Source organism: Bacteroidota bacterium, from assembly GCA_023957335.1.
Taxonomy (GTDB): Bacteria; Bacteroidota; Bacteroidia; order NS11-12g; family UBA955; genus JALOAG01.
In genome coordinates, this window is sequence record JAMLHC010000005.1 from 150,429 (window position 1) to 174,870 (window position 24,442).

21 protein-coding genes are annotated in these 24,442 nt (G+C 37.8%); 8 read left to right on the forward strand and 13 right to left on the reverse strand.

Features of this window, described 5'->3' with window-relative positions; genetic code table 11:
- Position 1: 1 nt before the first annotated feature.
- Positions 2-1,048, reverse strand: a complete 1,047-nt coding sequence (gene queA, locus M9892_10460) for a tRNA preQ1(34) S-adenosylmethionine ribosyltransferase-isomerase QueA (protein MCO5254773.1) — start codon at positions 1,046-1,048, stop codon at positions 2-4.
- 173 nt (positions 1,049-1,221) lie between these two features.
- Here queA and lepB point away from each other — a divergent pair, with 173 nt between their 5' ends.
- From lepB to M9892_10475, 3 genes are all read left to right on the forward strand, one after another.
- Complete coding sequence (gene lepB / locus M9892_10465) at positions 1,222-2,763, forward strand: signal peptidase I (GenBank protein MCO5254774.1); 1,542 nt, start codon at positions 1,222-1,224, stop codon at positions 2,761-2,763.
- Between the two features lie 88 nt (positions 2,764-2,851).
- The gene (locus M9892_10470; protein ID MCO5254775.1) at positions 2,852-4,009 is read left to right on the forward strand and encodes a TlpA family protein disulfide reductase; all 1,158 of its coding nucleotides are present in this window, start codon (positions 2,852-2,854) and stop codon (positions 4,007-4,009) included.
- 136 nt (positions 4,010-4,145) lie between these two features.
- Entirely contained in the window at positions 4,146-4,373 is a 228-nt protein-coding gene (locus M9892_10475; protein MCO5254776.1) for a hypothetical protein, read from the forward strand.
- A 54-nt stretch (positions 4,374-4,427) separates the two neighbouring features.
- Here the strand turns inward: M9892_10475 and rsgA are convergent, their stop codons facing one another.
- The 10 genes from rsgA to M9892_10525 all read right to left on the reverse strand — a co-directional run bounded on the left by rsgA (position 4,428) and on the right by M9892_10525 (position 16,949).
- Positions 4,428-5,360, reverse strand: a complete 933-nt coding sequence (gene rsgA, locus M9892_10480) for a ribosome small subunit-dependent GTPase A (GenBank protein ID MCO5254777.1) — start codon at positions 5,358-5,360, stop codon at positions 4,428-4,430.
- A gap of 69 nt (positions 5,361-5,429) precedes the next feature.
- Complete coding sequence (gene rplS, locus M9892_10485) at positions 5,430-5,774, reverse strand: 50S ribosomal protein L19 (GenBank protein MCO5254778.1); 345 nt, start codon at positions 5,772-5,774, stop codon at positions 5,430-5,432.
- A 93-nt stretch (positions 5,775-5,867) separates the two neighbouring features.
- Positions 5,868-6,266: an SPOR domain-containing protein gene (locus M9892_10490; GenBank protein MCO5254779.1), complete on the reverse strand. Its 399-nt coding sequence runs from the start codon at positions 6,264-6,266 to the stop codon at positions 5,868-5,870.
- Between the two features lie 58 nt (positions 6,267-6,324).
- A complete protein-coding gene (gene secA, locus M9892_10495; GenBank protein ID MCO5254780.1) occupies positions 6,325-9,627 on the reverse strand; it encodes a preprotein translocase subunit SecA in 3,303 nt (1,100 codons plus the stop codon).
- A 181-nt stretch (positions 9,628-9,808) separates the two neighbouring features.
- The gene (locus tag M9892_10500) at positions 9,809-10,684 is read right to left on the reverse strand and encodes a pirin family protein (protein ID MCO5254781.1); all 876 of its coding nucleotides are present in this window, start codon (positions 10,682-10,684) and stop codon (positions 9,809-9,811) included.
- An 81-nt stretch (positions 10,685-10,765) separates the two neighbouring features.
- On the reverse strand, positions 10,766-11,311 hold the full coding sequence (locus M9892_10505) for a YceI family protein (GenBank protein MCO5254782.1): 546 nt from the start codon (positions 11,309-11,311) through the stop codon (positions 10,766-10,768).
- An 89-nt stretch (positions 11,312-11,400) separates the two neighbouring features.
- A complete protein-coding gene (locus tag M9892_10510; GenBank protein MCO5254783.1) occupies positions 11,401-11,985 on the reverse strand; it encodes a Crp/Fnr family transcriptional regulator in 585 nt (194 codons plus the stop codon).
- 31 nt (positions 11,986-12,016) lie between these two features.
- On the reverse strand, positions 12,017-13,153 hold the full coding sequence (locus M9892_10515; protein ID MCO5254784.1) for a patatin-like phospholipase family protein: 1,137 nt from the start codon (positions 13,151-13,153) through the stop codon (positions 12,017-12,019).
- A 538-nt stretch (positions 13,154-13,691) separates the two neighbouring features.
- A complete protein-coding gene (locus tag M9892_10520; protein ID MCO5254785.1) occupies positions 13,692-16,565 on the reverse strand; it encodes a T9SS type A sorting domain-containing protein in 2,874 nt (957 codons plus the stop codon).
- A 153-nt stretch (positions 16,566-16,718) separates the two neighbouring features.
- Positions 16,719-16,949 (reverse strand): XRE family transcriptional regulator, encoded by a 231-nt coding sequence (locus tag M9892_10525; protein ID MCO5254786.1) that lies wholly within the window; start codon positions 16,947-16,949, stop codon positions 16,719-16,721.
- An 81-nt stretch (positions 16,950-17,030) separates the two neighbouring features.
- Here M9892_10525 and M9892_10530 point away from each other — a divergent pair, with 81 nt between their 5' ends.
- Positions 17,031-19,004: a T9SS type A sorting domain-containing protein gene (locus M9892_10530; protein MCO5254787.1), complete on the forward strand. Its 1,974-nt coding sequence runs from the start codon at positions 17,031-17,033 to the stop codon at positions 19,002-19,004.
- A gap of 8 nt (positions 19,005-19,012) precedes the next feature.
- On the opposite strand, the gene M9892_10535 is transcribed toward M9892_10530, so the two are convergent.
- Complete coding sequence (locus tag M9892_10535; protein ID MCO5254788.1) at positions 19,013-19,240, reverse strand: helix-turn-helix domain-containing protein; 228 nt, start codon at positions 19,238-19,240, stop codon at positions 19,013-19,015.
- Between the two features lie 88 nt (positions 19,241-19,328).
- Between M9892_10535 and M9892_10540 the strand changes: the two genes are divergently transcribed.
- Genes M9892_10540 through M9892_10550 form a run of 3 tightly spaced genes read left to right on the forward strand, consistent with a single transcriptional unit; the run spans position 19,329 to position 22,015 of the window.
- The gene (locus M9892_10540; protein ID MCO5254789.1) at positions 19,329-20,534 is read left to right on the forward strand and encodes a hypothetical protein; all 1,206 of its coding nucleotides are present in this window, start codon (positions 19,329-19,331) and stop codon (positions 20,532-20,534) included.
- Positions 20,535-20,536: 2 nt separating this feature from the next.
- Complete coding sequence (locus M9892_10545; GenBank protein MCO5254790.1) at positions 20,537-21,349, forward strand: T9SS type A sorting domain-containing protein; 813 nt, start codon at positions 20,537-20,539, stop codon at positions 21,347-21,349.
- A 45-nt stretch (positions 21,350-21,394) separates the two neighbouring features.
- Positions 21,395-22,015 carry a hypothetical protein gene (locus M9892_10550; GenBank protein ID MCO5254791.1) on the forward strand — a complete coding sequence of 207 codons (621 nt, stop codon included), beginning with the start codon at positions 21,395-21,397 and terminating at the stop codon, positions 22,013-22,015.
- A gap of 37 nt (positions 22,016-22,052) precedes the next feature.
- On the opposite strand, the gene M9892_10555 is transcribed toward M9892_10550, so the two are convergent.
- Entirely contained in the window at positions 22,053-22,301 is a 249-nt protein-coding gene (locus tag M9892_10555) for a helix-turn-helix domain-containing protein (protein MCO5254792.1), read from the reverse strand.
- 25 nt (positions 22,302-22,326) lie between these two features.
- On the opposite strand from M9892_10555, the gene M9892_10560 reads away from it, so the two are divergent.
- Positions 22,327-24,429 carry a T9SS type A sorting domain-containing protein gene (locus M9892_10560; GenBank protein MCO5254793.1) on the forward strand — a complete coding sequence of 701 codons (2,103 nt, stop codon included), beginning with the start codon at positions 22,327-22,329 and terminating at the stop codon, positions 24,427-24,429.
- The last annotated feature ends 13 nt before the right edge of the window (positions 24,430-24,442 follow it).

A 24,442-nucleotide genomic window follows, 5' to 3' on the forward strand; every position in this document is an offset into this window, starting at 1 on the left:
CTTATAAAATCAGCATCGCATCACCGTAGCAAAGAAAACTATAGTCTTTTGCGAGTGCCTCCTTGTAAGCCTTCATCATAAAATCATAACCTGCAAAAGAAGCTACCAGCATTAGGTTTGTGGTGCGTGGTCCATGGAAATTAGTAATAAAAGCATTTGCATTTGAGAAATCGTAAGGAGGAGAAATAAACTTCCCTGTCCATCCGGAAGTGGGATTTAATGTTTTAGAAGATGAAACGGAGCTTTCTAATGCCCTCATAACACTAGAACCAACAGCAAATACACGCTTGCCGTTTTCCATAGTTGAGTTCACTAAAGAGGCAATTTCAGGACTAATCGTAAAGTTTTCAGAATCCATTTTGTGTTTGGTCAAATCTTCCACTTCTACTTCTCTGGATGCTCCCATACCAAGATGAAGTGTCATTTTGCCGATTTTTACACCTTTGATATCCATACGTATTAATAACTCGCGGCTAAAATGTAATCCGGCAGTGGGAGGAGCAATAGCACCTTCATTTTCTGCAAAGATGGTTTGATATCTTTCAATATCAATGGGTTCTGCAGGACGGTTCAAGTATTGTGGAATAGGTGTTAAGCCAATTCTTTTGACAACTGAAATAAATTCTTCATTGTTTCCGTCAAAAATAAAACGGATGGTTCTTCCACGAGAGGTTGTGTTGTCAATAACCTCAGCTACCAAGTCGTCATCGCCAAAGTACAATTTATTTCCAACTCTGATTTTTCTTGCAGGTTCTACTAAAACATCCCAATATTTCAGTTCGGGGTTAAGTTCCCTTAAAAGAAAAATCTCAATCATAGCACCTGTTTTTTCCTTGTTACCGTGCAGATGTGCCGGAAATACTTTGGTGTCATTCAAAATAAGAGCATCTCCTTCATTGGCATAATTTAAAATGTCTTTGAATTGCTTGTGTTCAATGGTTTGAGTACGCCTATCCAATATCATCAGCTTGCATTCATCGCGATGCTCATTAGGGTATTTAGCAATTTTATTCTCAGGTAAATCAAATCTAAAATGTGATAATTTCATGTTATTTTGAAATGAAGGGGTATTTTTTAAGACCTGCAAAAGTATTATTTTTTTGCTGATATAACGACTTCAATTTTTTATCCGATGCTTTCGTCCAATAACACACGAATATCAGGCGAAAATACAAAAGTAAAAGAAGTATATTTGTCGCCAAACAAAATAAAACCGTATAAATGGACGCAGTTGGGTTGGATAAATTACTTGGATGGTTAATTACCTTGTTGGTTATTAATAAAGTTGGACTTTTTCTTCTTTTTCGTAAAGCCGGATTTCATAATGCGTGGCAAGCATTGATTCCGTTTTGGAATTGGTTTGTTTTAGCAAAGATTGTTGGCAGAGCTTGGTGGTATGGATTGCTGATTCAAATTCCCATTGTGGGTGTTATTGTTTGGTACACCTTAAGTATTGATTGTATTAAGAGTTTTGGAAGATTTCGTTTTTGGGAAAGTGTTTTAGCACTTATAGCGCAGCCATTCTATTTTCTTTTTATAGGTCTAAAGAAAGATGTGGTATACCTCGGAGCTTCTCACAGTGTAGAGTTTAATAAAAAGTATGCAGTTATCAAAAGAACAGGGATGCGTGAGTGGGCTGATGCTATTTTGTTTGCCGTGGTTGTAGCGTATGTTATTCGAACTTTTTTTATAGAGGCGTTCAAAATTCCTACACCTTCTATGGAAAAAACTTTGCGTGTCGGTGATTTCTTGTTTGTAAGTAAAGTGCACTATGGGGTACGTTTTCCCATGACACCATTGGCTATTCCCTTTGCACATCAGGATATAGCCGGAATTAAAGCGTATAGTGAAATTTTACAGCTGCCGTACATGCGATTACCTGCTTTGGAGAGAATTAAACGTGGAAATATTGTAGTATTTAACTATCCCAACGAACCTGATAGACCGGTAGATAAAAAGACACATTATATTAAAAGATGTGTTGGCTTGCCGGGAGATTCTCTTCAAGTTAAAAATGGTTTTGTTTATACCAATGGAAAACTCACAGACGACACAAGTAAACTTCAATTTCAGTACTTGGTTACATTTAAAAAATATGAATTGACGGATGATGTTTTATTTGATGAATTGGATCTATATGATTATATTCGACATGCGGATATAGCTTCATATCTCCAAAGTGGCAGTGGATTTTCTTCAGACCCTTTAGTTTATGAAATGCCGTTAGACCATCAAAAATTAGAAAAGGTCAAGAAATTTGTTGATCTGAAGTCTGTTCATAGAATTTCTTATGATAGTGCTTCTGCTCATGGCAGGGATGTGTATCCGCATAATCCATTGCTATTTCATTGGAGTGTAGACAATTACGGACCCATTTATATACCTAAAAAAGACGATGAGATTGTGATGAATGACAGTAGTTATTGGTTGTATGGCAAAATAATCAGAGATTATGAAGACAACCCGTCATTAACACTAAAGCAGGGTAAGGTATATATTGATGGAAATCTTGTATCAAAATATAAATTTAAAATGAACTATTATTGGATGATGGGGGACAACCGGCACAATTCTGCAGATTCTCGTTCTTGGGGCTTTGTACCTGAAAATCACATTGTAGGGAAGCCATTGTTTATTTTCTTTAGCATGAAATATAGTCGCAAGTTTGACCCTGATAAAACAAATAGGACAGGAGCCATTGAATTTACAGATGAGTTTCAACGCATCCGATTTAATAGGATGTTTCGTCAAGCGTCTCAATAACGAATTTCCACCTTAGTTGGACTTATATTACAACCTTAAATGAATCAATTAATTACCTTTGAAATCAAATAAAGAACCATATTTTTTTATGAAAATAAATCAAACAGCAATCCGACTATTCATCATACTTCCAATTTTATGCATAACGTTTGGACTCAATGCCCAAAGTAAAAAAAATAAAAAGAAGAATGAGAAAACAAGCACTTCCTTTGTTGTGACAGGAAAAATTCATGGTGTAATCCAAAAAGAACAAATTATGCTCGGAGAGTTGTATCAAAATAAAGTAACTCCTTTTGATACCACAATACTCAATATGACAGATTCTTCATTTGAGTTTCAAGGCGAAGTAATCGAAGATATAGTTGTTTATCTTATACTGAGTCAGTCAACAGTAGTACCATTCATTGTTTCCGGTGGTTCAAATCACAATTTTGATATTTATCTTACATCACAAGGCATTGAATTTGAAGTGTCGGGGAAAAAGTCCGAAAGATCACAGAAAATTCGTAATTTTTTGGAAGAATACTCCAAAACAGAATATTCAATGCAGTCTATTGAGAACATGTTTAAATCCGGCAAAGTGGAGATAGATAAGGCTTCTGCTATGGAAGCGGAGTATTATCGATTAATGAATCAATCCAAATTATCTCAGGAGATGATGCTTGCTGATTCAACTAATCCCTTGGGTGCATATTTTGTATTGAATGCATTTATTGAAACTCCTACTAAGACAGATTTTGACAAAGTTTTTAAGGTATTTGAACTTGGTGCACCACAGTCTAAATATATTATTGATTTGCAAAACAGGTATAATATTGAGAAAAGCACAATGATAGGGGAGATAGCACCGAATATTTCCCTGCCTAATCCGAATGGGGATACAATCGAACTCTATTCACTCAGAGGAAAATTAGTGTTAATAGACTTCTGGGCTTCGTGGTGCGGACCTTGTCGGATGGAAAATCCTAATAATAAAAGGATGTATGAAAAATATGCATCTAAAGGTTTTGAAATATATGCTGTCAGTTTAGATCGAACAAAGAATGATTGGACTAAAACCATTGCCTCAGACGGGTTGTCTTGGATTCATGTGAGTGATTTGGCATATTGGAACAGCGCACCGGCAAAGATGTATAAAATACATTCAATTCCCGCTACATATTTACTTGATAAAGATGGAAGGATATTAGCCAAAAACTTGCGTGGACAAGAATTAGAACAGTTTTTAGATAACTATTTCAAATAGAGTTGCTGATAATGTTTTTCTTAATCACGTGTGTATCTAAACTTAGACGCTGTGAATTAAGTGTTAATGTTTCAAAAAAAAAACTTTGCAATATCAAATTTGACATATAACTTTGCAAGCCTAAATAAAACAAAAAATGAAAAAATTATTTTTAGTATTTGCATTTGTTTCTATCGCTGCTTTTACTGCATGTAACTCAGCAGAAACTACTACTGAACCAGAAGCAACAGAGGAAACAACTACTCCAACTGAAGAAGCTGCTCCTGTTGAAGCTGCACCTGCAACTGAAACTGCACCTGCAACTGAAACTGCACCTGCAACTGAGGATGCTCCTGCAACCGAAGCTGCTCCTGCTACAAAGTAGTCTTTGAAAGACTTCTGTTAGAAAAAGCGACTCATTGAGTCGCTTTTTTTTTGCTTATTCAAATATGTTCTCTCCGTGGATTATACCAATATAACCATTGTAGCGTCCACTATCTATTTCTCCTTTATCAACGGCTTGAATGATTGCACATTCCGGTTCATTGATATGTAAACAATCCTTAAATTTACATTGACTTGCTATTGTCCTGAACTCCGGATAGTATTGTCCCAACTCTTGTTTATTAATATCTATAATGCCAAAATCTCTTATTCCGGGTGTATCAATAATTGAAGTATCGCTATCAAGAATATGCATTTCTGCAAATGTTGTTGTGTGCTTTCCTTTTAAGTATTTTTCTGAAAGATGGTTGGTCTTAATATTAAGTTCGGGGTTTAATCGGTTGATAATGGTGGATTTGCCTGCTCCGGAATGTCCACATATTAAACTTGCCTTTCCTTGTATTAAGTGTTTTAATTTGAAAATATTCTCCCCTTGCAAAGCATCAATTTTAATGGTTTGGTAACCTATGGAATTGTATAAAGATTCAAAAATTTTCAGTTGAGCTAATTCTTCATCAGTAAGAATGTCAACCTTGTTAAATATGATGAGAGCAGGAATATGATAGGCTTCGGCAGTAATCAAAATTCGGTCAAGAAAACCTTGTGAAGTAGTAGGGGTGGTGAATGTAAAAACCGGCATTACCAAATCAATATTGGAGGCAATAATTTGAAATTGACTGGATAGTTTATTTGATTTTCTGACAATATAATTGTTCCGAATATGTAATTTCCCAATTATCCCATACTCATTGCCTTTATTATCTTGTTCTAATGTAAAATCAACTCTGTCACCAACAGCCAATGGATTGGTGGACTTGTAATCAGGCAATCTAAATTTACCTCTGATTCTGCATTGAAACACCAAATCAGTATTTGTATCTTTGACTAAATACCACGATCCGGTTGATTTAATTACAATGCCTTCCATTACTAAAATAAAAAGGTCGGTCAAAGATAGTTGACCGACCTCATATTGCCTTTATCAAAAGGAATATAATTAAATTTTTTCTTTAATACGAGCGTTCTTACCGGTTAGGTTTCTTAGATAGAAAATCTTAGCTCTTCTAACTTTTCCCTTTTTCATAAGCTCAATCTTTGCAATTTTAGGGCTCTGAACCGGAAATATTCTTTCCACACCAACACCATTAGATATTTTTCTAACAGTAAAAGTTTCAGTTGCACCTTCTCCATTTCTTTGAATTACGTCACCTTGAAAAATTTGAGGTCTTTCTTTGTTTCCTTCTTTAATTATATAGTGTACCGCTACTTTATCACCTGCTTTAAAATCAGGAAGATCAGTTCTTAATTCGTGAATTTCCAAGTTCTTAATAACGTTGCTCATTTTATCTTCTTTTTATGGGGCTGCAAAGGTAAGAAAAAGCTGCTTATTCAAAAACAATTTTATCAAACTTATTTACAGTATTTTTTTTGTGTCTTAAATCTTGGTCTTTACTATCATTGCTCTTGGAAACGAGTCCTTGCATTTATATAATAGTGCTACTGCTTCTGCTCTTGTTAGAAATGTTCCCGCAAATACCTTGAAATTAGGCTCATACCATTCAACAGTGCAAACATATTTATTGCTGAATTGCGAGTCAAATTTAGATTTTATATTATCGGCAGCAGTTTTGTCATCTGAAAAGAATAGTTGAATGGTAAAACCATCTCTTGTTTTAGCATTAGGCTTTAACCGATCACTCTTTTGACTCTCTTGTGCTGCAATTAATTCTGTTGGTTTGACAATGTCTCCACTGTGCTCAAATACCCATGCAGATGCTATTAAAGTCGTAATACTTAGAAGAATGTAAGATAAAATCGTTTGAGTTTTCTTCATTTGAATTAATGCAAATATAGACAAGTATTAATCAAACACAATGCCACCTGTAAATTGCCTATGCACCATGGCAATTTTTATATTTCTTGCCACTTCCACACGGACACAGGTCATTTCTGCCCACTAACTTCTCTGACTTGATGGGCGCTGTTGCAACACGTTCTTGTTGTTGATTTGTCTGTGCATTAGTTGACACATTTTCTTCTCTTGAAGTTTTTAATGCCGGTGTTGCTGGTCGTCTTTCCTGTCTCGCTTCTCTTACATTATGGTCATTTCCTCCATCAATTCTGGCTTTAAATAAGTAAGATATAACATTGTTGTTCATCCTGCCCATAAATGATTGGAATAAATTGAATGACTCTAACTTATAAATAAGTAAAGGGTCTTTTTGTTCGAAGACCGCATTGTTTGAAGTCTGTTTCAAATCGTCTAATTCCCTCAAGTGGTCTTTCCATTCATCGTCTATGGTCGCTAATGTGATGGATTTTTCAAAACTCTTAATTAACTCTCTTCCGTTTGAATTGAATACTTCATTCAGGGTTACAACAACCCCCATTTGTTTCATACCGTCAGAAAAAGGAACCATCACATTTTCAACCGTATTGCCTTCATTCTTAAATATTCTTTCAAGAACAGGCAGTGCGACAGAAATAATGGATTCATTTTTTTGCTGATAAGATTTGATGGCAGATTGAAAAACTTCGATCGTGATATCGTCTTCTCGATTTTGTTTGAAATCCTCTTCGGAAATTTCAATGTCTATCGCAAGGGATTTATATAGTTCAAATTTAAATCCCTCAAAATCATCATCCTCTTTAAAGATATGCACTTTGTCTGCCAGCCAATCATAGAGCATATTTTGAATATCAATCTCAATTTTAGTTCCGAACAACGCATTTTTTCTTCTAGCATAGATAACGGTTCTTTGTTTGTTCATCACGTCATCATATTCTAATAATCGTTTACGTATTCCAAAGTTGTTTTGTTCTACCTTCTTTTGAGCTCTTTCGATGTTTTTGCTGAGCATGCTGTGTTGCAACACTTCGCCTTCCTTATAACCCAAACGGTCCATAACTCTTGATGCACGTTCAGAACCGAAAAGTCGCATTAAGTTATCTTCCAAAGAAACAAAGAACTGGGAAGAACCCGGATCTCCTTGTCGTCCTGCACGTCCGCGTAACTGTCTGTCAACCCTACGAGATTCATGTCTTTCTGTACCGAGAATGGCTAATCCGCCTGACTTCTTAACTTCTTCTGTAATTTTAATGTCGGTACCACGTCCTGCCATATTTGTTGCAATTGTTACAGCACTTGGCTTGCCAGCTTCAGCTATAATCTCCGCTTCACGCTGATGTTGTTTTGCATTTAATACATTGTGGCGGATTTTGCGCATGGTAAGCATTCTTGCTAACAATTCCGATATCTCAACCGATGTAGTGCCGACAAGAACCGGTCTGCCTTGCTGTGTTAGTTCCACAATATGTTCAATCACAGCATTGAATTTTTCACGGGTAGTTTTGTAGAGTAAATCCTGTAAGTCATTTCTGACAATGGGCTTATTGGTAGGTATCACAACTACATCTAACTTATAAATTTCCCAAAATTCACCGGCTTCGGTTTCAGCTGTACCTGTCATACCTGATAGCTTGTGGTACATTCTGAAATAATTCTGCAATGTAATTGTAGCATAAGTTTGAGTTGCTGCTTCAATTTTTACATTTTCTTTTGCTTCAATTGCTTGGTGTAAGCCGTCTGAGTATCTTCTTCCATCAAGTACACGACCGGTCTGTTCGTCAACAATCTTAACTTTGCCTTCTTGAACAATGTACTCAATATCTCGTTCAAATAGGGTATAGGCTTTTAATAACTGATGAACGGCATGCAAGCGCTCAGACTTGACAGAGAAGTTTCTAAGGATTGTGTCTTTCTTTTGAAGTTTATCTTTTTCTTCAAGTCCACTTTTGTCTAAGTCTGCCAAATCAGAACCCAAGTCAGGCATGATGAAGAAATCGGGTTCTTCTCCAGATTTTGTCATGGTTTCAATACCTCTGTCAGTCAGTTCAATGGTGTTATTTTTTTCGTCAATGACAAATAGTAAACCTTCATCTACAATATGCATGTGTTTTTCTTGATCCTGCAAATAGTAGTTCTCGGTTTTTGTCAATAGTGTCCTGAGACCGGGTTCACTTAAGTATTTTATTAAAGCTTTATTTTTAGGTAATCCTCTATGACATCGTAACAAAGCCAAGCCACCTTCTTTCTCACCGGTTTTACCTTCGCCTATCAAGCGTTTAGCCTCAACAAGGGTGTTGGTGATATTCTTGCGTTGTAATTCATATAGTGCAGCAATACGGGGTTTGAGTGCATCAAACTCTTGTTGATTTCCTTTGGGGACAGGACCGGATATAATCAAAGGCGTTCTGGCATCATCAATCAATACAGAGTCAACCTCGTCAACCATGGCAAAGTGAAGTTTGCCTTGTACGAGTTCTTCCGGTGTATGGGACATATTGTCTCTTAAATAGTCAAAACCGAACTCATTGTTTGTTCCGTAAACAATATCGCATGCATAAGCCTTTTTCCTTTCCGGTGAATTGGGTCTGTGAAAGTCAATACAATCAACACTAAGACCATGAAACTGGAAAATTGGTCTGTTCCATTCGCAGTCCCTTTTTGCCAAATAATCATTTACTGTAATGACGTGAACACCGCGTCCGCCAAGAGCATTCAAATAAGAGGGAAGGGTAGAAACCAATGTTTTTCCTTCTCCTGTTGCCATTTCAGCTATCTTACCCTGGTGTAGAACTACTCCGCCTATAAGTTGAACATCATAATGAATCATGTTCCACTTAATCATTGACCCGGCAGCTTCCCATTCATTTTGATAGTAAGCTTTGCTGCCATTAATACTAACATAGTTATGTCGAGTAGCAATTTCTCTGTCCCAGTCACTGGCGGTAACTTCTATCTTATCATTTTCTGCAAATCTTTTGGCGGTATCTTTAACAATAGCAAATGCTTGAGGAAGTATTTCCAACAATACTTCTTCTAATTTTGTGTCGCGTTCTTTCTCTAAGGTGTCTATGCGCGCATATAGAGCATCCTTTTCATCGAGACTCTCAAAAGGCAACTCGTCAATTTGTTTTTTACAATCAATGACTTCATCGTCAATTCCTTTAAGGGATTCTTTTATATACTCTTTGAGTTCAGCCGTTTTGGCTCGGAGTTCATCATTGCTTAGATTTTTATATTCTTCAAAATATTCATTAATCCTTGCTACATAAGGTTCCAGTTCTTTAACATCTCGTTCTGATTTGTTTCCGAAAACTTTTCCTAAACCTTTTAAAATTCCATTAAACATATAGTGTGTTATATCTGTGTTTTCCCAATTTTAAGGGACTTGCAAAAGTAGTTGATTCACACAAATAAATAAAGGAACTCGGAATAAAACTATAGGAAAAAATAAATGGTTTTATAGAAAAAAAGGCAGGACGATTGTTTTTTATCAAGGCACGTATGCATTAGGAATGCAAGATTATCTGTCAATCCAACACCCCAAATTTACCATTGTTGAAATCATCAATAGCTTCAATAATTTCATTTCGCGTATTCATTACAAAGGGTCCATGAGCAAATATCGGTTCTCTGAGTGGTTTACCTGCCATTATGAGCACGATGGAATCTTCCATTGCTTCAATAGAAAAGCTTTCTCCGTCTGTGTTAAATAAAACAAAGTGGTCTGTGGGTACTTCCTCTTCTATATTCACTTTAATGCTGCCTTTGATGACAAGGGCAGCTACAGTATAGTGTGTAGGAAAAGTGAAAACTGATTTACCGCCTTTGTTCAATTTAGCGTTCTGCAGTTCAACCGGAGAAAAAGTAAATGCAGGTCCTTTGACTCCATTGTATTCTCCGGCAATTACTTCTACTGTACCCGCATGGTCTGGGAGTTCAACTTTGCCCATTTGTTCTTTTGTGATACTTTGATATTTGGGCTTTTGTTTTTTATTTTCTTTTGAAAGATTGACCCAAAGTTGTACCATTTGTAGATTTCCACCTTCTTTGCTGAAAGTCTCCTCATGGAATTCTTTATGTAAGATGCCTGAACCGGCTGTCATCCATTGAACATCTCCTTCGCCAATGATGCCACCACCTCCTGAGTTGTCATTGTGTTTAATTCTGCCTTTGTAAGCAATGGTTACTGTTTCAAATCCCTTGTGAGGATGTACTCCCACACCTTTGGGTTCATTGCTTGGTGGAAAATAAAAATCCGCGTTGTAATCAAGTACCAGAAATGGGTCCATGCGCTGCATGTCTAATCTGAAAGCACCGGGAATAAAATTATGTACACGGAAACCATCACCTACATAATGAGGAGGTTTGGGTGATACAACAATTTCAATGCTTCTGTTTTTCATTTGTTTTTTATTTTGAAAACGGGCGCACTATATACGCCCTATTTTTTGTTTGAATAATATTTGGAGAGGGTTTGCGTACAGTTATTTGTTCTTTACAATCTCTGCATCAATTGCTAATTTCACTTCGTCACTTACTACAAGTCCGCCTGTTTCTAACGCTGCGCTCCAACTAAGTCCAAAATCTTGTCGGTTGATTTTACCATTAAGGGTAAAACCGGCTCTTTCGTTACCGTAAGGATCGTTGACTATGCCTCCAAATTCAGCGTCAAGCGTGATTTCTTTGGACACTCCTTTTATTGTTAGGTTGCCGGTAATTTGAAATGTTTCCTCGCTTTTTTTAACAATATTACTGCTTTCAAAGTGAAGGTGTGTGTGGTTGGCTGCATCAAAGAAATCAGCACTTTTAAGATGCCCGTCTCTTTGTTCGTTATCTGTAAATACTGAATTGGCATCAATATCTACCTTTACTTGTGCAGTAGAAAAATCGTTTCCTTGTGTAGTAACATCTACATTGAAATTTTGGAATTTTCCTTTTACATTGCTCACGACCATGTGACGAACTCTAAAACCGATTTCACTGTGAACCGGGTCAATAGACCATTTTGATTGAATTGCTGTGTTGCTCATAATTTTTAAAATTTTTGTTGTTATTGAATGATGCAAAGGTATGAGCACATTTCTCCATGCACATTGATGTATGTTAAGAAAACATATACTTACATTTTTTTGTTAGCCATATCTTTTCTGACACGGCTAAGACTTTCAGGAGTAATTCCCAAATATGAGGCTATCATCCATTGAGGTACACGTTGCATTAGGTCTGGGTAGAGTCTTATAAATTCCAGATAACGGCTTTGTGCATCAGCACCAATCAGCATATTTACCCTGTTTTGTAAATGACGAATATGATTTTGCAAAAGATAGTCATTGTAGGTTCTGAATTCAGGACTGATAGCTGTTGCATTTTCAAAATAATTAATGTCAAGTACTGTGAGCAATGTGTCTTCTATAGCATCAATAAAGTATTCCGATGGTTTATTAAAGTATATGCTGCTTCGGTCACTCACAAACCATGCTTCAGGTGCAAATTGGATAATGTGTTCTTTGCCGTTTGAGTCAATAGAATACATGCGCAATAATCCGGATTCTACAAAAAAGGTTTGTTTGCAAATTTCATCTCTCATTTGCAATAGCTCTCCTTTCTTAACTATTTTGTTGCTCAGACAAGAAGTGCATAATTGCTCTAAATGTGCAGAACGTACTAATGCCTTATCACGCAAATAATCATGAAAACTTATCATTCACTTTGTTTCAATTTAGCCAAACACAGCTTTATGCAAGATTATTTATAGCGTCTGTTACAGGACCGAGTTCAACCAGTTTTTTGATATAATCATCAAGAGAATGTTCGTTATCTCTTTGAATGTTAGCATCCTTAATGGTTTCTTGCCCTGCGATTAAGAGATTTTTGATATTTTCTTTGGAAGCATCAGCCATGTTGGAGTTATACAAAGGTTTTGCATTGCCTTCAATACCTCTGAGTCTTGCCGGCACATCCACTCTTTTATAATTTTTTTTGTTATCGCCTTCTAATGTGTCAAATAACAAGCTAACTTGATAATTAACTGTGTCTAAGCCTCCGTCCATCATTATATCAGAAATGGACTTAGCCCAATTAAGTGCCCCCCAATTGCCGGCACGTTGATAGTTTTTTAAATCAAGTAATTGAGAACCCGTACCGATTGAAAGCATCAGCATATCTTTTGCGCTGGGTTTGTTGATACCGACATTTTCGAAATCAGTAGTTCTGGCTTCTGCATAAGCGCACATGGTTGGGTTATTTGCAAAGACCCCACCGTCAATATTTACCATTTGGGAATTATTTCCAAAGTTGCGGATAATGGCAGGAGGGAAGTAAGTGGGAGCAGCAGAAGTAGAGCGGGCAACATCCCTCACCATGAACTTTCTGTCGGATTTATGTTTTTCAACCTCACGACTATTAAAGAAAAATGATTTTTGGGATTGCATATCATAAGTAGTAATAATTAAACGTCCGAGCAGTTGGTCAAATATGATGTCTCCAAATTTATCCTTAAAGATGCTTTCAATGGTTTCGGGTTTATATTGAGTTGCATTAAATAGCTGTCTCAATCCAAGCCAATCATTTTTTTTGGATTGATTGAAAATAGCTTCTCCCTTTTCAGAATAGAGTTTGAGCGCTTCGGATGCAGTGTATTTTGCTCGAGGATTGCCCGCATCAAATCTCTTGGGGTTAGGTATCAAATAAAAGCAGCCTAATATACCGCCCGTACTAGTTCCTACAATCATGTCAAAATAATCTGCAATGCGAGCATTTGGATTATTGCTAAACTCTGCCAGTTTGCTTTCTACATATTGAAGGACGGAAGCAGGTATAATTCCTCTGATGCCACCGCCATCGAGGCTCAAGATTCGGACTTTATTTGCCATAATACTGAATGTTTAGTTAGAATATTGCAAGAATAATGAAATATTCTAATACTATGTAGTAGTAGCTGAAAATAAAACAAGTCATCAGCAGTGATGACTTGTTCTGTTGGGTGGTAAGATAAATACTTTATCGAACCTATTTAAGTGTTTATTCTCTAATATCCACGATTAACGTTGACCTTTTTCAACTAATCCATTGTTAAAATCCGTTTCTAATATGCCCAACTTTTTAGTTGCTTGAATTTTTATTAATTAATTCGATAAAGTTATTGTTGCTGTCCGAATAAGTACTTAAGGTCAAATTGGAAACGGTCACTTGCATTAAGTGTGGTGTAAATATAGGGATTTTTATTGCTGATTTATATTGTTTTCGGAAATGTAATCAAGGTTCTGAACAAATCCTTTGATGCCACGATGTATAGTCGCCAAGCTATAGCTGCGCTCAATCGCAAGTTTGCGTGTCAAGGCGATTGCGACCCGCGAGCCGTCAATACAGGCATACAGTTTTTCCTTGCTCTGGTGGGGGCGGACAGCAATGTTATTCTTTACAAATGCTCAATTTAGCGTGCATTATCCATCGTTTGCCATCAAACACATGCACAAGGTATATGCCTGCATTGATGCGGCTAATGTCTATGGTATTTACGCCTGCTTGCAATTGCACCTTCATAATCAGGTTGCCGGCAATACCTATGATTTCGTAAACATAGTTGCCTGATTCTGCAATTTCAAATGTTAGCTCGGTGCTTGCAGGATTGGGGTACAGCTTTATGTTTTTAAACAGTATGGTGCTTACGCTGATATTAGCCGTGTCAGGAACATGAATTGTATCAGAGAAAGCAGAGGAGCAGCCAAAAGTATTTGTAATCATTAGTCGGTAAACTCCTGTATCTGTGAGGATTAAATGATTTTGATTTGACCCGACAGGCTGCCCGTATCTGAACCATTGATAATTGCTTGCTGCTGCTGCTGTTTTCAGCGTGTCGCTATCCTTGTAAATAGTCGGAGCATTTGGAACAGTATCTAATGTAATGGTTATTGTGTCGTTCAACACACAAAGGTTGTGGGCTGTAATCTTTACCCAATAAGTCCCTGCATTGCTGACTTCAATTTCCTGTGTGGTTTCGTTTGTGTTCCACAAATAAGATAACATATCAGCAGGAGCAATAAGCATAACGGAAGTGTCTAAGTTCTCACACCAATTTATGTTGTCGCCCAAGAAATCGGGTGCAATATCGGGAAGCGTATCTATGGAAACAGTAAGGGTGTCGCTGAATACGCAAAGGTTATGCGCTGTAACTGTTACCCAATATACGCTCTCATTGCTGATTTCTATCTGTTGGATAGTGTCGTTGGTACTCCAAAGATATTGCAGCATATCAGTAGGGGCAGCAAGGATTACGGAAGTGTCTATGTTCTCACACCAACTAATGTTGCCACCAAGAAAGTTTGACCCGACATTCGGCAGCGTGTCTATGCTTACAATAACTGTGTCATACAGAGCGCAATACTTATGAGGGGTAATCTTTACCCAATAAATCCCTGCACTATCGGTTTGTATTTGTTGGATTGTGTCGCCTGTGTTCCACAAATAAGATAGCATATTATCAGGGGCTTTGAGAATTACAGAGGTGTCCAAGTTTTCGCACCAATTTATGTTGTCGCCCAAAAAGTCGGGTTCTATATAGGGAAGTGTATCTATGGAAATAACAAGTGTATCATATAGCACACAGAAATTAGGAGTGGTTATTTTAACAATATAAACCCCTGCTGTGTCGGTTGTAATTTCATCGCCTGTCGCTCCTGTGTTCCATTGGTAGCAGTGCATACTGCTTGGGGCTGTGAGCGTTATACTTCCGTTTGAGTTTTCGCACCAGCCTGTGTCGTTGCCGAGAAAGTTAGAAGTTATTTTGGGTAAAATATCTACTGTCTTAGTGATAGTGTCGCTCCTGCTGCCGTTGCTTGCAACATAGCGAACACTATAAACGCCTGTGTCTGTAAGTTCAATCAGGGGATTTTTAATGCTTGCTGTCATTGCAGAACTCCCCTGTTTGCTGATTTCCCAACTGTGAGTGTTAGCCTGAAACGTGTCTTGTCCGTGAAATTGAATTGTATTTGAGATACAATCCAATTCATAAGCAAAATTGATACTTGGTGTATGGAAATAGCTTTTGACAAAATTCGGAAGACCATAAGTGATTTTATTTATCCCCATATCTATACCTTGAATTGTGATTTTTGTTGAATCAATAAGTCCTCTATTTTCTACTAAAACCAAATTATTTGAATCCATTAACGACAAAGCAAATTTATCTTTATAGGTTATGCTTTGAAGTTCAAAACTAAAACCAATAACATAGAATTTACGTTTTGAACTAACAGTTGAGGCACTATCATTAGGGTCAAAATCAAATACATTTAATCCGCTATCACGCTCTACTATGTAAAGTCGTGAATTATCTTTGGAGAAAGATAAACCAAGTACAGGGTATCTAATACTATCAATAGTATATAAAAATTTTGCTCCCCCAAGTGATTTGTCAAATTGATAGATTTCAACAATCCTATTTAATGGAGGAATATTTGTATTAACCTTGATAAGATAATTGCCACTAAGAGAAAATACCATAGGGAAAGCTGCACCTTGTGCGCCCCCAGCAGGGGTAGAAAAAGATTTGGAAACAACAGGGCAGGAAATAATGCCTTGTGAAGTAAGCAAATAAGAATACAGGTTATTCGCTTCAAACTCGTGTACTGTTATCCAAATATCTCTTCCGTTATCCGCTTTTACTACGGCTATGGGTTCGCACACACTATACATCAGAACAGAGTCTTTATATGCAACTCTAAAAGTATCTGCTTCTTTGACAATCAGGTTTACGGAAAACTGTTTGGTGGTGCTTATGTTGTAGTAAGTGTTGAACAAATAAATGCTGTCAGGATTATCTTCATGAAAAACAAAGACCGACCCCATTCTTGACGAAGAATGCCCTAATGAGAGGTTTCCGTTATGGATTACCTCATGGTTTGCGTTCCAAATCTTCTCGCCATTGCTGTAAAGCAATAGGTTTCCGTCTTGGTCGGTGTGTACGGCTGCCGCCTCGTCTGTGTGTATGCTTGTCGGTACTTGGTAAATGGTATCAGGGTCAAAGCGCAAGCCTACACCATGCCCAAAATGCCAATTTCTAGTACGGTTGAAGTCGGGGTTGGTTTCGTAGGGTTGGGCGTGTGCGCCTAAGCCACTAATCAATATCAGAAAAGAAATCTTTAAGCGAGATTTCGTGAATTTTGAGCAAAGACAAGAAGTAATCCATTGAGAGATTTTGCCACCCCCGTTCCACTTTCCAATAGTAAGCCCTGCTAAGGTCAAAGTCCATTGCAAAATTCTCATAGCTTGTGTACCCTTTTTCAATTCGTAATCGCTTTAATTTCGCTGCAATTTTAGCGATAATATTTCTCGTATCCATAACCTTGTGGTTTTAACAACACAGTAGTCTAAACTTTTTTAACTTTGAGGCGACATAAACCCGCTAAACCGTGTCTTAAGGATATGAAAGAAAATTACTCAAATACCGCTATCCTTAAAAAACTCCTCGAAAGTGAGTTCGTGAATGTCCAAAATTCTTTTAAGGTAAACAAGAGATATGTTTCTTCCCTTTTCAATGCTCCAATAATACTTTCTGTCAATATCGTGAGCTACTGCAAAGGTTTCGTAGCTTCTGTATCCCTTGCCAAGTCTAAGGTTTTTAATCTTCTGACCTATCTTTTCCAAAGTTTCTTTGTCGCTGACATTCACAAAGCAAACAGACTTAAAAATAATTCTTGTTTTTACGGAATATATACCTCATTTTTGCGAAGTCAATTAGATAAAATAGGCATGGACACCCGTTTAATTAACTACTTCGTGAAAACATTCTTGTTGTTTTGTGTCGCCATGTGCCTTTTTGTTACAGAATCAAGAGCACAGTTTTCAGGAGGAGCTGGTACGGCAGATAATCCGTATCAGATAGCCAGTTTAGACGATTTGATACTGTTGAGTGAAAGCCCCGAATATTGGGATTATATCACTTATTTCATTCAGACGGCTGATATTGACGCATCAAGCACCGATACACTGAATGGTGGTTTAGGGTTTAAGCCGATAGGTACAGGATATGCAGTAAATGAGCAAAGTTTTTCAGGTTTTTACAATGGAAACGGACACATTATCTACAATCTGTACATTAACAGACCTTACCAAGATAATGTCGGACTTTTCGGGGCTACTTCTAATGGAGGACATCTTGATACAATAATTATTGTTAGGAATCTTAAATTGATTGGTGTTCAAGTGGTTGGAAATGATCATGTAGGCGGATTGGTTGGAGCAAATGCTGGTAGAATTATTAACTGCTTTGTGTCTGGCAGTGTTACAGGTAACAATGTTGTTGGAGGAATAACAGATTTTTCAAGAGGAGTTATTGACTGCCGAAGTGAAGCCAACATTGTTGGGAACAATGATGTAGGAGGATTGGTGGGAATAATATCTACTTCATTAATTGGTCATACAATAATAAATTCATCTGCGTCTGGCGATGTTATAGGTAAAAATAATGTAGGAGGGCTTGCAGGAGGAAATATGTTAGCATTAGGAATGGAGAATCTCGTTTGTTTTTCTTTTGCAACTGGTAATGTTACGGGAGAAGAAAACATAGGAGGCATAGTGGGGCAAAACAAGGCAGAGTTGTCGGAATGTTATGCCACAGGTGATGTTTCAGGAGTAAAGAATGTGGGAGGGTTGATAGGATATAATGAACGTAAGATCAGCAACTGTTACAGTATGGGAAGAGTTGTTGGCAGTATAAATATTGGCGGAGTAATAGGGTATGAAATGGGAATCATTACTACTTGCTATAGCACCAGTGAGGTTACAGGAGATTCAAATGTCGGAGGTTTTGCGGGATTAGCCCATATAGGTATTACAGAAAACAGTGGTTTCTACAACAATGCTAATATAGATAGAAGTGCTGCAACAGGTTTGTCATTGTCAGAAATGCAGGTGGATTCCAATTTTCAGGGGTTTAATTTTGATACTGTATGGGCTATATACCCACTCATTAATTGCGGCTATCCTTACTTGCAGGCACTTCCCCCTGCTGCAACTGACACTATTACTTCAACAACTGACAATTCTCGGTGCGGACTGGGAACTTTAACCTTACAGGCTTCTGCACAAAGCGGAGCGCTAAATTGGTATGACACGGAAACACATGGCACTATACTAAACACAGGAGAATACTTTGTAACCCCTTTCTTGGATTCCTCTGCTTTGTTTTGGGTGGAGTTGCATCATGGCATTTGTGCATTGCCAAGACAGGCGGTTGCAGCAACGCTTTTTATACTCGACAACCATGTTGAAAAGGTAGCCGAAACTTTGTTTGCCAAACAGGACAATGTTCAATATCAATGGCTTGACTGCAATGACAATTTCAACCCCATTTCGGGGGCGGTAATGCAATTCTTTATCCCTGCTGCTGCGGGCAGCTATGCCGTAGAAATAACCCAAAACGCCTGTATTGACACAAGTGCTTGTGTGGGATTTACAGGCAATGTTAGTATAAGCAGCAAACATCATCTTTTTTCCGTTTACCCTAACCCCGCCACCACAGAGATAACCATTGAAGTTTTGGAGCAAGGCGGCTACTCTTATGAGATAACAGGAATTGCAGGAAACCTCATCACATCGGGCAACCTGCAAGCAGACGTAAACACCATAGACATCAGCCGCATGAGCGCAGGCATGTACCTTGTTCATGTGCTGATTGACAATAACAGAATAACAACATACAAGTTTATCAAACAAACAGAATAAGTTCTAATTCAATCAAACTCAAAAAAACATTTTATGTCAACATCAAGTGCTTTAGATATGGTATATAGTTGTGAAACACTCGTATTTATCTTACCCGTTTCAATTCTTACTATTTGGCTTCTTGTAAGTCCTGCTTCAAAAGCCAACTGGGTCTGTGCCAACTTCTGGGCTTTTCGGATTTCTTTTATCCTTAAACCCAATTTAATAATAAACTCCTCTTCTCTTAATTGTTGCACCCAACAAAAGTGTACCGAGCACAAAAAACAAATGAAGCATATTTGCTACAATAAATACTTTCGTTTACATTTGTACCCGATAAGGAATATGAAGAACCTCTATGCTATATTAATAATTTTGCTCGTGGGCGTTGCTGCACACGCCCAACCCTACGCAACCAATCCTGACTTTAACAGAACCCGCAACTGGCACTTTGGGGACGGAGTAGGCTTACGCTTTGACCCTGACACCATTTACAAGGTGCAAACAAGCATACAAACCCATGAAGCCGCAGCCGTTCACACCGACCAAGACGGAAACCTGTTGCTTTACAGCAATGGGGAAACCATTTGGAACGCCAACCACGAGATAATCCACAATGGCAACCTTGCTCTTGGTCATCACTCCTCAAACTTAGGTTCTGTATTTGTGTTCCATGAGGACAACCCCGATAGTATTTATCTTTTCAATACTTATTACAACATAAGCACCACAAAAGAATTTTCTGTAAACCTGATTGTAAGGGAAGCGGACACTTTCAGAGTTGCGTATAAAGATTCTGTTTTGATGTATAGCGTGTGCGAACCCATAGCCGTAGTAAAAGCCGACAATGGCAGAGATATTTGGGTGGTAGTACATGAGTTTGGAGCGAACAACCTGTATTCTTATTTGCTTACTTCACAGGGTATTGTTTCCTGCCCTGTTGTTTCCAAATCTTTTTCTACTCCTTTTGGTAGTCCGCAAGCAGCATTCTTCACAATGGTTTTTTCTTCTGACGGGAGCTATATGGCAAAAGTAAATACCAATCAGACTTTTCCTCTCATAAAAAGGGTCGAAACGTATCGCTTTCATTCGGGCAATGGAAAGTTTGATTTTTTGTATTCTCTTGATAGTTTAGCTCAACTAACAACAGGGCTTTGTTTCAACAAAGATAACTCATATTTGTTTGTAACGGAACGTGATGATGATTTGCTATCTTTTAAATTTAATCCGAATGACAGTTTATCTACTATTAACTCGAAGAACAAAATTGCTCTTAGTGGACTTAAATCTAAATTACAACAAATGCCATATAATTATGGGGTTGCCTTAATGAGAAGAAGACCTGATGATGTATCCTTTATAGATTTTATTGTAAACGATGATTTGGATACAATTAAAGTTTTAGAGGAAAAAATTGATTTAAATGCTACGATGAATTATGTTTTCCCCAATTTCAACCAAAGTTACTTTTATACCCCCCCTATCAATTTCACGGACAAGACACGTTTTCCGCAACAACGCATGATTGGCTCATTACCAAACAAGGAATAACTATGACAGCAAGCATTAAAAGTCCTTTGATTGAGTTTCAGGACACAGGAGTTTACTCTGTCCGCTACATTGCTTCCAACGGAAGCAGAAGCGATACCCTCACCAAAGAAGTAACAATGCTACCCAAGATTTACAAAAACTTTCTCGGTAATGACACAGGTTGGTGCGAGAGCGTAGGCGCAAGCATACCCCTGAAAGCACCCGCAGGAATGTTTTGCTACCAATGGAACACAGGGGAAACAGGCGATGAAATAACAACTGACACAGCAGGGATTTATATCGCCAAAATCACAACTCCCAACTTCTGCGTTCTCTATGACACCATAAATATAGTTATAGACAGTATTCCCGACAAGCCTGTAATCACTATAAGTCAAGATACATTAAAAACCAATGCAATAGGAAATATCAGATACCAATGGTACAAAGATGAGTTTATGACAGGCTCAAACCAACCTTACTTGGTTTATAGCGACAGCGGAATATACAAGGTTGAAATCATTACATCAGGCGGCTGTTTAGGCATATCAGATACAGTTCAGATAAGAGGCACAAGAGCAAGAACCTTACAGCCCAATGCTTTTGTAAAAATATTCCCTAATCCCATAGACAACTATTTCTACATTGAAGTTTTAGCAAAAGAAAATCTCAAAGCAGAAATCGTTGATATAACAGGAAAAAAAGTATTTGATACAGAACTTTCAAACGGACTAAACAAAATAGAAGCAGGTAATATAGAGAACGGCATCTATTTTCTCAAAATCAGATTTGAAGATGAAAGTACAGGAATTTACAAACTAATTAAGACAAACTAATAAGGAGAACATAATTACATAATCCACAACTTAATAAAAACTATTATGAAAAAGAAAGTACAACTTATCTTAGTGGCAATGCTGTTGCCCTTTCTCAACGGCACAGCCCAAGACACAATCCGTTGTGTACACAACCAATTCTTGCAAGAGTATCAAGATTCCAACCCTCGCAGCCCTGATATTTCCAAGATTATCAGCTATGGAACAAAACGCTTTAGAGAAAAGAACCCAAACCTCGCTTTTTATCCCAAGCCTATGCCCGCCCCGCCTTGTGATATCTGTATGACCATAGACCCTGATTGTTTTAAAAGCAAATATGCCTTACCCGTAATAGTGCATATTGTAGCAAAAACAACAGATGTAACCATAGGGCAAGGAAGCAATATCCCAGACGAGCAAGTGTATAATGCACTTGCTGCCCTCAACAGGCAGTTTGCAGGCTTTGGGCAAACAGACAGCAGAGCCGTAAACACAGGCATACAATTTTACCTCGCTCCTGTGGGGGCAGACAGCAGCGGCATAATCCGCTACAACTCCCCCCTCAGCAGCGTAGCCCCTCTCACATTCGCTCCCTTGCGCAATCTTGTTGATACTCCGCTCAACACCAACCAATACATTCATATCTTTGTGGTGGACAGTATTTGTTTTACCTTTGAGGCGACATAAACCCGCTAAAATGTGTCTTATAGCTATGAAAGAAAAACTACTCAATATCCTCAAAAAACTCTTTAAGGCTGATTTTGTGAATATCAAGGATTTTAAGAATACTCTGTATTGTGGGGTTGGTTTTAGCACTCTCTATTCTCCAATACTGTACTGTTGGCAAATCATGGTCTATGGCAAAATGTTCATAATTAGAGTACCCTTTATCAATCCTCAACTTCTTGATTTTGGCAGCCATAGCAACTATGCGCCTATCAGATTGTACCTTATTAACTTTATTTCCCGCCAACTCACCGCAAAAAGGTAGAAAAAAAATGAGAACAAGTATATCATATATGATGGAATATAATATCTTTGCTCCGACAAAGCCAATGAAAAAGCATTACCTCATATCAGCAATCATTTTGCTTTTTGCAGGGGTGGGCGCACACGCCCAACCCTACGAAACCAACCCCGACTACAAACGGGCTAATATTTGGTATTTTGGCGACAGCGCGGGGATAGATTTTAGTTCAGGCTCGCCTGTTTCCTTAACAAACAGCAAGATGTATGCTTTAGAAGCATCAGGCACTATTGCAGATACCAATGGCAATTTACTATTCTATACAAACGGACAAACTGTTTGGAATAAGAACCACGAGATTATGGAAGGGGGAAATGGATTAGAGGGAAGCCAAGATGCCTCGCAGAACGGCTTAATTCTTAACCACCCCGACAATGATTCTTTGTATTACATCTTTCTTACACCTTATTCCTATGATTATATGAATGGGCTGAAATATTGCGTTGTCAATATAAAAGCCAACAACGGAAACGGAAAGGTTAGTGAAAAGAATATTCTGCTGCACCCTAATTCATCTGAAAAAGTCAGTGCGGTTTATCACGCCAACGGCAGGGATATTTGGATAATAGGGCATGAATGGGGAAACAATAACTTTTACTTATACCTACTCACAAGTAATGGATTTAATCAATGCCCTGTCATCAACTCTGTTGGAATTCAATATAAAAAAAGCAGTATATTTACTGATGGAATATTTGTAAATCAAGGATTTATAAAGTTTTCTCCAAACTCTAAGTATATGGCTCATGTATTTACCCCAACAGACCCCTTAAATATCTTCAGCGAACTTTACAGGTTTGATAAAACAAATGGTCATTTGGAATTGTTTACAACAATTCCAAATGACCGTTATCTTTGGGGTGCAGAGTTTTCAGACAACAGCGAGAATTTGTTTATTTGCCGAAGAGATAGTCCAGTATTGGTATATAATATTCCAACTAATCAATACAGAATGATTGATAGCTTAATCTTGCCGTCTGCTACACAATTACAATTATCCAATGACGGAAATATTTACTTTGGATTGGCAGACTCAACTTTTATTGGAATAATAAACGGCAACGATTTTAATAATATTCACATAAATAAGAAGGCTGTAAACTTATCAAAAGGGACAATGCAATATGGTCTCCCTAACATCTTTGTAGGCTATCTAACCCATGGACAGCCAAGAATTATATATGAGGATAAGTGCAGCAATCAAACCTTTGATTTCGGGTTATCTTATTTGGCGGCTAATGTAACTAAATGGATATTTACGCACCCGAACAACGAGTTTGAGCGTACAGAAGACAACCCAACTGTTACTTTTCCCGATACAGGACTTTGGACAGTAAAATGCGTCCTGCTTTCCAATGATACACTTTCAACCACTTTGTTTGCAGAAGCCCAAATACCCCACAACTTCTTAGGCAATGACACAGGTTGGTGTGAGGAGTTGGGCGCAAGCCTCACACTGCAAGCCCCAAGCGGTATGCACTGCTATGAATGGAACACAGGCGAAACCGCCTCTCAAATCTCTGCTGACACAACAGGGATTTACATAGCAAAAATCACAACTCCCAATTTCTGTATCTTTTATGACACAATAGCAGTTTCAATAGATACTACTCCCCCAAAGCCTGTAATCTATCAAAACCACGACACCCTCAAAACAGATGTTTCAGCCAAAGGCTATCAATGGTATAAAGACAACAACCCCACAGGCGAAAACAACAATTTCCTGAAAATAACAGACACAGGAATTTACCGCCTGACCATAACAAGCAATGCAGGGTGTGTAGCTCAATCCGATACGCTTAATGTATTCAGGGTGGGAGTGAAAGGGGTAGAAAGATTAGATTTTAAGGTTTATCCCAATCCGTTTACTGATGAACTGATTATTGAGCTAAAAGAAGATAAGAAGCCTGAAATAATCATATTCAATTCGCTTGGGCAGGAAATACTAAAAACCACCCTAACAAACACAATAGAAAGAATACATACAGCCAAATGGAAACAAGGAGTTTACTTCATGGAAGTAACCCAACAAAACGGAATTAAACAAATAATAAAACTAATAAAAACCGAATAAGGAAAAAACAATT